Here is a 10816-nt window from a genome sequence, read left to right on the forward strand (position 1 = left end):
TACCAGTTATTTGCAAAGGAGAAAATATCATGAAATTACATCTGGCAGGTAAGATTATTGTATCTATACAGATCCTGCTTTCGGCAGTACTTTTATTGCTGCTGAAAATAAGCGGATTTGTTCCTGAAACTTACTTCTTTATTCTGCTGATCATTCTTGCAGCGATGGCAGTCTTTAATATGTTCCTGCAGTTTCGGAAGAGCAGGATTTTCATACTGGGGATCGTGTTGAGTATACCGATCATCGCCTTTTCCGTCCTGGCAATAGCAGGTGTGCTGTATGCGGTCAGATTTATGGACAGGATTGCCGGCATTGACTACCAGACTTACGATATGGTAGTGGTAGTAAAAGCCGAAGACAAGGCCGAACAGCTTCAGGATATTGCCAATTATCGGTTCGGGATACAGACTGGTTCTGATACAGAAAATACGGAAAAGATGATCCAGGATATTGAGACAAATCTTGGAAGGGCTGTAAAGATCCAGGAATATGATAATATCCAGCAGGAGGCCCAGGCTCTGTTATCCGGCAGAGTGGAGGCGGCAGTTTATAATAATGCCTTTTCCGGAATCCTGGAAGAATACATAGATGGATATGCGGACCAGGTAAAGGAAATCTACAGATACGGGGTGGAGGTCCCGGTGGAAGCAGATTCCCAGGAGCCTGAGGATACTCAGGAATCTTTTAATCTTTACATAAGCGGGATTGATGTGGACGGACCTATTTCCACTACCAGCAGAAGTGATGTGAACATCATTGCCTCTGTAAATCCTCAGGAACATAAGATTCTTCTTACTTCTACCCCAAGAGATTATTACGTGACTATTCCCGGTGTATCAGGAGAACAGAGAGACAAGCTGACTCACGCGGGGATTTACGGAGTGGACAAGTCTATGGAGACTCTGGAAAAACTTTACGGCATAGACATCACCTACTATGTGAAGGTGAATTTTACATCTGTTGTGGCCATCGTAGACGCCCTGGGAGGCGTAGATGTGGATTCCCCTTATGAATTTTCAACCTCTGAGTATCACTTTAATCAGGGAGTAAATCATCTGGACGGAGATATGGCTCTGGCATTTGCCAGAGAAAGATACAGCTTTACCTCAGGCGATAATCAGAGAGGCAGGAACCAGGAGATCCTTTTGACTGCTTTGATCCAGAAAGCCCTGAGCCCTGCTATTCTGCAAAGTATGGGAAGTCTTATAGACACCCTGGGCAGCAGCGTAGAGACCAACATGAGCCGGGAACAGATGACGGCTTTGATCAGCCGACAGCTGGCGGAGGGAAGCCAGTGGACTATAGAATCTACAGCTGCCATAGGGGCGGGAGATACCCAGGCCTGTTATTCCTCAGGGAGCCAGCCCTTGTATGTAATGTGGCCCAATGAGGACTCTGTAGAGAATATTAAGGCGAAGATAGAGGAAGTTATGAAATAAAAGATAATTTAGGGTCTTCACATTTTCCGTAGCAGACAGTAAAATAAAATTGGAATAAAAAAGAAAGCAGTGTGTTATTATAAACGCATATGAGAAAACGGTAATATGAATTCAATAATTGAAAAAATAACCCTATATGATTTTTTTGGATACTTGATTCCGGGATCTGTTTTTATGTCTCTATTGTTAGTTCGGCTTATTCAGGAGCTGGGCAGTGATGGGCTGACAGATCTTAAGGATTTTAAATCTCAGCTTACGGTGCTCTTTTTGCTGTGGAGTTTTCTGAGCGGCTTAATTTTGTCAGAACTTGCAAGAGTGATTTCAGACTTTGCCGATAAACGAGGATTGAAAGACAGATATGTGAATTCAGTAAAAAAAACTGCAAATATTGATGGATCTATGCTGAAAGAAGCTATAAAAAAAAGTAAGCTTGTGGAAAATGGAGATTTGATTCAAAATACCGACCTTTTAAACTATCTTCCAATGATCTATGGAACTGTTCAGTCAGATGAAAAATATAAACGACTGCACAATTATGCTTCTTCTGAAACGATGTATAAAAATTTGACGGCGGCAGTTCTTTTAGGTGGGATACCGGAAATCCTTTTTTTGCCACAGAAACTTCAATGTGGGATTATAGCGGGTATTGTTGTGGTCTGGATTCTTTCTGTAATCCTTCTAATGCGCCGATACTATAGGTTCCGGATAAAGAAATCTGCCTATTCTTTGATTTGGTTTATTGAGAAATACCAGAGCTGCTTTACAGCAGAAGAACAGAGAGGGAATGAAGCATAATCTGTATAAAAATGAAAATATTGGATATATGTTTTTTGTGATATTATAATAAAATGATGTTTTTTACATTGTTTTTTTGTTAAAAGCGTTGAAAAAAATATTGTGATGTTTTATAATTGAATCGTCAGTTTTTGGCCTAAGAAAAAGCATAGTATAGTATTTACAGGAGACAGGCGACGAAGAAGTTGGTATACCAGCGACAGACCTGTCTTTTTTAACATTTCTCCAATTGAAAGAACATAAATTTATTCCCATAATAATATAAATTAAGAGATGCAAAAAAATAGTACTTTTTATTTGCTTATAATTGAGTGATCAGAGGCAAAGTATCGACTTTTGAGAGCTGCTTTATATTGAGACGAAAGGACGTATGCAATGAAGAATTTTAAATCCATAAAAATTATTCATAATATTGAGAATAGGATTGAATTTCTATTTTTTGCGGAGTTTTTTCGTCTATGCGGCATTTTCGTAGGGGAGTATATTTATTATGCTCCTGAATATGCAGAAAATATAAAGAGCGGGGAAATAGATGATGAAGATAGTGTCAGAGAGATTGAATATGCCAGAGAGCCTCAGGACGAATGTGATGCAGAGTTATATGTAGGATTAGATATCAGCGATTCTATGGGGATTTTTTCGAACAATACAGTTTTTCTGAGAAAGAGCTGGGATTTTGTTTTGGGGAATGAATATTCAAAACATTTTTCTGAACTGGAAAATAACATCCAAGAAGAAATACTGCGTCTTATACTAAAGGAACTTGCGGGCGTTTTGGAGGAAAAAGGTATTCCTCTGGACTTGAAAACTTTTAATAAGATTGGGTATATTTATGTGAAATATCATTTAATGAAATATTTGGCTGATATGCAGTATTTCAGGGTGTATTGCGACAGACATACAAGAGCGTTGGACGTCTTTTCTAATGTAGAATCTGAATTGCGGGAGATATGTAATAATACTCAGGAAAATAATAGGTATTATAATTACGCGAGGATATATTGCGCATCAAAGGCCAATTCGGCAGGTATATATAACAGGATAGGAATTCCATATGCTGTGGAGGAGCTGGTAAATGAGTGCAGAAAGCTTATTAATTCAGAGACCGATTTCAGCAATGCAAGTGTTTTATTAGGGCTTATATATGAAAATCTGCCTCAGTATAGTCACGAAGCAATCAAAGCATTTGAACAGGCATTAGAAACGGTAGAACCCTATCGATATGCATATCACATTTACTATTGGCTGGGAAAACGTTATGAAGTCTATGACTCAAGGCTGAAATATGCAGAAAAAATGTATTTGCGGGCCAATGACCATAAAGAGCGTTTTCGTAATTTTTATAAGCTGGGTATGATTAACTTTAAACTGGATCAATATGAAGAATCTGTAGAATACTTTAAAAAAACACTGCAGCAGTTGAATTTAAAGAAACAGGAGCAATATTTGGATCCGTTGGAGATAAATTATTATTATAAATCCAGCAGTATGATCAGTTATATTTACTGTTTTTGCAGAGAAGACCCTGAAAAAGCAATAAAATATAGTAATAAGGCTATAAAACTTATACGAAGCTTGGAGAATAATCGTTATTTTAAGGATTTTTATAATAATGAAGCAGACACATATCAGAGCATAACCAAGGAACAGATCAATGAAAAAAAGATATATCAGTACCTATCTAGATCTTACAGAAAGCTTGGCAAGATAGAAGAAGCAGATAAATGGAGACAGAGAGCAGGAGAAGAATAGCTGAATGAAATGAGAAAAGAAGGTAGAGATACCTTCTTTTTTTGATAAAAGGGAGGAAAAAATGAGCGACAAGTATGGAAGAGAAAGATTATTAATCATAGACGGAGAACTGGCAGAAGAAGAACAGAAACAGGAAATCCAGTATCAGTTGTATCATGACTGCTATATGTATGCGCTGAGGAGTATTTTAAAAGATACTCTCTGGAAAATTGAGGAACCACAGGAAACAGCAGAACCCTTATATCCCAGAGAGGTTAACAACATTATTTCATTTATTGGTGACAGGGGAACAGGAAAAACTACTGTACTTCGAGAATTTTGTTGGCTGCTGCAGAATTTTCGGAGCGGAAGGAAGAGCAGCTGGATCAATAGTATGCCCCTTGATGAAGAGGCAAAAGAACGCTTGCTTAGGATAGAAATTAATTTCACGGTACTTTCACCTATTGATGCCTCTCTTTTAGAAGAAAAAGAAGACCTTTTCGAGTTGATTTTGGCAGGACTGTTTGAAAAATGTGAAGAACTATGGCGGGGAGGCTCTTATACTTATGAAAACAGATATTCAAAAACAAGGGAAATGCTCCTGAAAAAGTTTGGAGAGGTATACAGAAATCATAAGAGTGTAAAACAGGGAGACAGGCAGGAGGATCCGGGCGAATCAGTTGTTACCCGGCTGCGGACAATGGCCAGCAGTAAGAAGATCCAGACTGCTTTTGGAGAATTGATTGACAGTTTTTTTCATCTGGTAGAAGGCGGAAATACAAATCGGGCGGTGGATTACCTGATCATTGTGATAGATGACCTTGATCTGAACCTGGAACACGGATTCCAGATGCTGGAAGAGCTGCAGAAATACCTGACTCATTCCAATGTCATTATTTTAACAGCTTTGTCATATAAACAGCTTTCTCTCATTACAGAAAGTCATTTTGTTAAAAATATCGGGTATTCCGCTGGAGGCAAGAATCCGGAGGAACTGGCATTACATGGCAGAGAACTGGCAAAAGATTATCTGGATAAATTAATTCCTGTAAATAACCGTATTTATATGCCGGATATTTATACAAAGTCCCAGGATATTGAGATCCGGAACGATAATGAAAAAAAATCCATACAGGCAAAAAAATATATAATGTTGAAAAATGCAGGGAAAATGCATATCTACTATGATGGTTTGGGAATAAAAAAGCATTTCGTTGAGAAAAGGACAGTCAGGACACTGCTTTCTTCTGTAGAATTTTTAAACTCTCTGGCTACAGTAGACTTTTCAGAGGCCAGAATGATAAAAGGAAAGGTTCTTTCTGGTGTATCTGAGAAGAATTTTGAAAATGTAAAAAAGTTACAGAAGAAACTGGTTCGTGCCTATGGTAGAAACTATGAGAGATATAATGCAGATATACAGGAACGGATGATATTCGAGAAAACAGATGAACAGCAACGACGATTTTTTGATGATCTGATGGGAATACAATTGACAAGAAGAGGAAGATATGTAGCGGCTCTTAAAGCGGAAAATTTTAAAAGCTTAGCGCTAAATGGGAATGCACTTTCTATTTCTTACTATTATGGTGATTTGCTGGAATGTATTTATACCTGGGGAAGAAGAAGAGAACAGGATAAACCTCTTATACATTGTATTATGGCATCTTTTACTTCAGAAATGGTTCATGAATATATCTGTTATATGTACTCACCTGATGAAACAAAGAGGAGCAAGTCAAGAAGAAAACTGGAGCATTTCCTGGGTGAGGGATTTGGCAATGATTGGACAGGAAAAATGCTTCCGGTGCGTATTTCAGAAGAGATTTTTTCTTTAGCTTTTTTCAGAACCGTAGAGTTTCAAATGATAAATTGCTATTTTCCCTTGGAAAGACTCTATACATTTCTTATGCAATTGGAGACTGCTGCATATTCTATGAGTGAAAAGACTTGGCAAGAGAAATTTATCAAAGAAGTCGGAGAGGCAGTAGCAAAGGACTTTGAAGAAAATAAAGCAATATGGAGCCTGCAATGCATGGACATGTTGTTTGAGAACGCCTGTCTGAACCAGCAGCAAATGCCGGCACTTTCCTTTTCCTTTAATATATTCGAGCGCACTTTTATTTCTCTTAGTAAGAATACTCCTCAACCGCATAGAAAGGGATTAGTGCTTCGGGTAGGAATAGATACGCAGCAGGCGGATTTTGACATATTGGGATTTGTTAAGAAGTCAATTGCGCCTCAGGAAGAGCAAAGAGAAAAGTATAAAAAAATATTCGAAGATATATCAGCGGCAATTTACAAATATGTGGCAGAATATGTTAGGCTTGAGAATGCTGTGGGGATAGAGGAAAAACTGACGAGAAAGCTTACTGCACAATTAAAGAAACAGTCTATATTTGAAAAATTTAAAACTGCGGACGCCATTGCATTTCCGTTTTATGATTTTGATCTGTCCTATAATATAATAAAACGGGTGCGGGATAAATGCAGCAGATCGTTTACACAACCAACACTTTTACAGGATATTGTAAAAAATATTGTGAAGATTTATGGATTTATTGAAGAAGAATTGACCAGTGAGGAAAATTATTATGCGGAGAAGAATCCTGGCAGTAGTTTTCCTTATCGTCGAATGTTTTCTGAGTATCCATATATTGCCGCTATGAAAAAATTAAAGGACAATGAGTTTTTTGTGAGAATTTTACAGAACAATATTAAAGCTGGAATATCTCCCAGTATACCGGAGACAGAAATAAATGATTAATCTAGCGGAGGAATCATAGTGCATAATCTTGACAGTATATTGAAAATATACTTTAAAAATACCACGGCAAAAGAGGTTCTGGAAGGAACTGTATCATATAATAAGTACCCGCCGGAAGTTTTCCAAAAAAAGGCTATGATGTATATGAAGCATTACAGTGATACGGAAAATGAAGGTTTATATGAATATGCACAGGAATATTTTCATGCCTATGCAGAGGGCGCTTTCAGACAAAGGGAAGAAAATGTATTCTGTGCATTGGCAAATCTTGCAGATAATCTGCTTATCATGCAGGAAAGCAAGGTAGTATGCAGATATGAGCGATTTGTCAGATGGAGAGATGTGACGACAGATATTGATGAAACGAATTTAATATGCGCATTTCTTGCTCAGAGAACTGCGTCTGGTATGGAGTGCTATCGGACTTTCTTATGGGACAACACAATTGGACATAATAATACGCAGCTGAACAGAATCTTGCAGAGAGGACTTGCAGATAATCATTTTCATCTGTTTGGCTCAGCCCCTGTTTTTGAATTGAGCTGGATTCAGCTTATGCAGAATGTAAATGATAAGCGAATACGGGACCATCTGAAAAAAATTGACAGAGCCAGAAGATCCAGCTATACATATAACAGTGTTCAAGACATAAGACCTTCTTTGGAATCTCAACATCTGCAGGCAGTATTGATCCGGGCTGTGTTGACATTGCTGCTTTGGGAGGAACAGGGACTGATAAGTTCGGCCAGAAATCTATTGGAGAGGTATGGGTATGCTGACCATGCGCTGGGTGCTATCCTAAGACAACAGAATTTCCTTATGGACGAAAAGAGTAATATTCAGGCGCTGACAGAGGACATTAAGAATATTGCAGCTTATGGAACGAAGCTGGGGGATTACGATTATGCATTATATGGAACGGGGTGCAATGCAGATGATCAAGAACTTCCTAACTTGATTTTTTCAGGCGATAGATGGCTTATTTATAGTCTCTTAAAAGGGTTGTACAGCGAAAAGCGTTATAATGACAGAGTCTATGATTGGTTGTATGCATATCTGCTCATCAAAGCAGATATACGTTCAGAGATCGTTCAGATAAATGATAATATAGGCCTGGATAATTTTATTGTGTACAGCAAGAGAAAATCAGGATTTCTGAACGGTAAAAATATGGTAAAAAATATGATAGAGAATGCTGTTTTTTCTGATAGAAAAAATATGAAAAGCCTGGAAATCCGCATATCGCCTCAAAACACGGCATATGAAAATGCAGTTATGATTTCAGAATACATCAGAATTATTGGCCGGACAGATGGATATAGACTTTCTTCAAAAGAATGGTTCTATTTTGTTTTCCATTTTTCAAAGTGCCAGGATCAACTGCCTGACAGAGAGAACTATACCGGCGAATCCTGCAGGCACTATCAGAAAAGGACCAGTCTGAAAAGGCAGGCACATCAGATTATCCGATTTAGAAATCAGTACCCTGGGATTGCTGGAAAAGTTCTGGGGATTGATGCCTGCTCTCAGGAAATCGGATGCAGGCCGGAAGTCTTTGCAACGATTTTCAGAAGGCTGGGACAACATGTATGCGAAGAAGGGCTGGAATATGAAGTCCCGCAATTAAAGAAAACCTATCATGTCGGTGAAGAGTTTCTGGATATAGCAGATGGTTTACGGGCCATTGAGGAATGTGTGCGCTTCCTTAATATGCAGTGCGGAGACCGTATAGGACATGGGACTGTTTTGGGAATAGACGTCCGTTCCTGGTACAAAGTAAAACATAATACGATTATTATTCCTGTACAGGACTATCTGGATAATGTTGCATGGATGTATAATAAAATAATAGAGTTTCAGATAGAAGGCTGTGATATCCTCAGAGATTATCTTAATAAAGAATTTGATTTTTATTTTTCAGAACTGTATGAAAAAAATATCAGAAGCCAGCATCTGACCGGCAATAATTTTAACATATATAATTATTATAATGCATGGAAATTAAGAGGCGATGAGCCAAGCCTTTATATTGACGGCAGATTCTCAAAAGAAAGATATCAAAATGCAGGCCGATATGTTGTTGACCATTTACACAGAGAAAACAGAGTTTTGAGGCATAATGAGGAGTGCAGCCTGTTGTATTACTATTACCACTACTCCTGGGATATCCGTTCACAGGGAACAAAGAGAAAAGAGATACATATACCACAGTTCTATATTGACGGAATTGAAAAACTGCAGAAAGCTATGCAGAATTTTGTAAGTGAGAGAGGCATAGGAATAGAGACGAATCCAACTTCCAATTATCTGATCAGTGTAATGAACAGCTATGAAGAGCATCCCATATTAAGATTTTATAATAAAGGTCTGGATGCTGACTATGAAGAGAAAAATACATGTCCGCAGCTGTTTGTATCTGTCAATACAGATGATAAAGGAATATTTCGCACCTCTTTGGAAAATGAATTTTCTTATTTGGCTGCCTCTTTGGAAAGTGAGGAGAAGCCTAATGGAGAAAAGAAATATAATCGGCAAATGGTCTATCAGTGGATTGATGATATAAGGGAAATGGGGATTGAACAAAGTTTTTTAGGCAATGTTGAAGAAAATTGAAGAGTACTGGAGTTAAGGGGAAAATGATATCAGAAAAAAATAATGAACAGGAATGGGATCTGATTCTGTACCCGGGCAAATCCAATCTTATTTCAGACATAAGGGAACTCTGGCAGTACCGGGAACTGATTCTGCTCCTGGTAAAGAAAGAATTTAAGATCATGTATGCCCAGACCATGCTGGGACCTGTATGGCTGCTGCTGACACCTTTGATGTCTTCTGCCGTTCTAAGCCTGGTCTTCGGCATAGCGGCAGGAATTTCTACGGATGGTATACCACAGTTTTTGTTCTACTATCTGGGTAATATTTTGTGGCAGAATTTTTCGGGCTGTGTCGTAGGGATTTCCAGAGTTTTTATATCTAATACAGGTCTCACAGAAAAAGTATATTTTCCAAGACTGTGTATGCCTATCAGTATCGTGCTGTCCCGGCAGGTGCGTTTTGGAATACAATTTGCTTTATTCATTATTCTTTATTTTCTAGGCTTTCAAAATTCTGGGGGAATTCAGAGTATTTCTTTTATTCCACTGACATTGTGCCTTCTTTTGGAAATGATGGCTTTAAGTCTGGGCACAGGAATTTTTCTGGCGGCTTTTACTGTAAATGCTAACTTTGCAAAAAAGTTACACTGTTATGAAGTGACTTTTGTCAAGAGGTAAATGCTGTATCTCACAAACTTTTTCTTGACCATCACATTTGTGTAATCTGTCAGCATCTGGAAGGAGCTCTGATTTAACAGTTCCCGGCATATGGCCACTCTGTTATTCGTGGATTGGTTACCGACAGGCTAATGGTTCCGCCGTGAGCCCTGCGATCTAAAAGCGTGGATCACCATAGTGCCAACATAGTGTAAACGCAGATGGCTCGAACCTTACAGTGATCACAGCTCCTTTCAGATACTGACAGATATTCAATTTTATTGTTCTGGCAGCAAGCTGCACTCTACTGCTGATTGCTGCTTGATTACGCTTTACGTCAAGGACGGATGGCTGTCAAGGGCCGCGAAGCGGTCTATTTTACCCTTGACTGACAGCCGGCATTGATGTACCTTTCCTGGAACTGATGCTGATGTTTTCTGTCATCATGCCCCAAATGAAGCATGCAAGTTCTCTTGCTACAGCTGCGACTGCTACATTCTTCTTCTTTTCATGGCGGATCATTTTATAATACTTGCTCCGAAGCCGGGTATTCGCTTTATCGGCATATGCGATTACCTCTGCGGGCTGTCCGCTTTGTCTTGAACGGAGTTCTTTGGATTTATGTCCGATGGCCCCTTTACAAACGCCTTTTGAAGCTTCGATTAATAGGCGGCGCAGGTGTGTGTTTCCTGCTTTGGATATACCAAGCCGGTTTACTGCTAACTTTGCAAAAAAGTTACACTAAAGGTCTTCTGACGCTCCTCACACTTCGAGAAACGTCATAAGCTCCTGCATACTTTTACCGCTCCTGCGGAAGGCATTCATGATCTGTTTTG

General features: G+C 38.8%; 6 protein-coding genes. All 6 read left to right on the plus strand.

Features of this window, described 5'->3' with window-relative positions; translation table 11 throughout:
* Positions 1–29 precede the first annotated feature (29 nt).
* The 6 genes from B5G33_RS19455 to B5G33_RS19480 all read left to right on the plus strand — a co-directional run bounded on the left by B5G33_RS19455 (position 30) and on the right by B5G33_RS19480 (position 10001).
* Positions 30–1439: an LCP family protein gene (locus tag B5G33_RS19455; protein ID WP_087418815.1), complete on the plus strand. Its 1410-nt coding sequence runs from the start codon at positions 30–32 to the stop codon at positions 1437–1439.
* A 174-nt stretch (positions 1440–1613) separates the two neighbouring features.
* Positions 1614–2234 carry a hypothetical protein gene (locus B5G33_RS19460; RefSeq protein WP_140403189.1) on the plus strand — a complete coding sequence of 207 codons (621 nt, stop codon included), beginning with the start codon at positions 1614–1616 and terminating at the stop codon, positions 2232–2234.
* Between the two features lie 375 nt (positions 2235–2609).
* Positions 2610–3986, plus strand: a complete 1377-nt coding sequence (locus tag B5G33_RS19465) for a tetratricopeptide repeat protein (protein WP_087418816.1) — start codon at positions 2610–2612, stop codon at positions 3984–3986.
* 61 nt (positions 3987–4047) lie between these two features.
* Positions 4048–6729 carry a hypothetical protein gene (locus tag B5G33_RS19470; RefSeq protein ID WP_087418817.1) on the plus strand — a complete coding sequence of 894 codons (2682 nt, stop codon included), beginning with the start codon at positions 4048–4050 and terminating at the stop codon, positions 6727–6729.
* Between the two features lie 18 nt (positions 6730–6747).
* Positions 6748–9342 carry a hypothetical protein gene (locus B5G33_RS19475; RefSeq protein WP_087418818.1) on the plus strand — a complete coding sequence of 865 codons (2595 nt, stop codon included), beginning with the start codon at positions 6748–6750 and terminating at the stop codon, positions 9340–9342.
* 23 nt (positions 9343–9365) lie between these two features.
* Positions 9366–10001 carry an ABC transporter permease gene (locus B5G33_RS19480; protein WP_087418819.1) on the plus strand — a complete coding sequence of 212 codons (636 nt, stop codon included), beginning with the start codon at positions 9366–9368 and terminating at the stop codon, positions 9999–10001.
* Positions 10002–10816 lie beyond the last annotated feature (815 nt).

The organism is Blautia sp. An81, from assembly GCF_002161285.1.
Taxonomy (GTDB): domain Bacteria; phylum Bacillota; class Clostridia; order Lachnospirales; family Lachnospiraceae; genus Blautia; species Blautia ornithocaccae.

What these genes read in the sequence shown, in the direction of transcription:
- B5G33_RS19455 (WP_087418815.1), top strand. Translation starts at nt 30, where the DNA reads ATGAAATTACATCTGGCAGGTAAGATTATTGTATCTATACAGATCCTG.
- B5G33_RS19460 (WP_140403189.1), top strand. Translation starts at nt 1,614, where the DNA reads ATGTCTCTATTGTTAGTTCGGCTTATTCAGGAGCTGGGCAGTGATGGG.
- B5G33_RS19465 (WP_087418816.1), top strand. Translation starts at nt 2,610, where the DNA reads ATGAAGAATTTTAAATCCATAAAAATTATTCATAATATTGAGAATAGG.
- B5G33_RS19470 (WP_087418817.1), top strand. Translation starts at nt 4,048, where the DNA reads ATGAGCGACAAGTATGGAAGAGAAAGATTATTAATCATAGACGGAGAA.
- B5G33_RS19480 (WP_087418819.1), top strand. Translation starts at nt 9,366, where the DNA reads ATGATATCAGAAAAAAATAATGAACAGGAATGGGATCTGATTCTGTAC.